Annotated in this window: 1 protein-coding gene; it reads right to left on the bottom strand. The window is 69.5% G+C overall.

All coding sequences use genetic code 11. From position 1 onward, the window contains the following. Positions 1 to 776: SGNH/GDSL hydrolase family protein (locus GJ693_RS16385; RefSeq protein WP_156257272.1), on the bottom strand; the 776-nt coding region annotated here is incomplete at its 3' end. Positions 777 to 790 lie beyond the last annotated feature (14 nt).

The raw sequence follows: 790 nt of genomic DNA, 5'->3' as shown, positions 1-790 counted from the left end.
GGCGGCGCGGCGGCCGGCGGCGGTACCAGATCGGCTGTCACTGCCTTGCCGGCGCGCGCGGCCTCGCCCCAGGCCCGCAACCGCTGCGCCAGCCCATCGGTGAGCAGGCGATAGCCCTTCATGCTCATGTGGATGCCGTCGCCAGCGCGCACCAGCCAGGGCACGCCATCCTTGCCAGGCAGGTGCGAGGCATAATGGCCCTGCGCATCGACCGCGGCGGCGCGCGTGTCGATGAAGGCCACGCCCAGTTCGGCCATCAACCCGGCATGGAAGGCATTCAGCCCCTGCACCTGGGCATCGAATTCGGGATCACGCATCAGCGGCAGGCCCACCCACACCACGGTGGCGCCCTGCGCCTGCAAGGCCTTCACATAACGGGTGATGCGCGCCCCGATCTCGGCCCGCCACGCCCGCGACAGCAGCGGCGCCACCTTGCCATCAACGAAGATGCCCTGCGTGTCGTTGGCACCAAAGCTGATCACCGCCACGTCCACCGGCCCTTCGGCCAGCTGGCCAGCCAATTTGTCTTCCAGGTTGTTCTGGCGATAACGGGTGAAACCGGTCGCCTGCTCGGCATAGCGCAGCACGTGGAAGGCCTCGCGGCGCGGCAACTGGTTATAGAGCGCCGCCCACAGGCCATCGCCGAAACTGTCGCCAAATACGCCGATGCGGAACGGGCGCTTTTCGGCAACGGCACGGGCCAGGCCGGGCGGCACGTCCTGCGCGGCGGCGACCGCCTGCGGCAGGCCCTGCGCGTCCAGCTTTTGCGCCGGCATCGGCGCTGCCACTG

Origin of the sequence: Sandarakinorhabdus oryzae (genome assembly GCF_009733735.1) — a bacterium.
Lineage (GTDB): Bacteria > Pseudomonadota > Alphaproteobacteria > Sphingomonadales > Sphingomonadaceae > Sandarakinorhabdus > Sandarakinorhabdus oryzae.
Note: the sequence above shows the minus strand (reverse complement) of the source record. Positions and strands in the feature narration are given on the sequence as shown.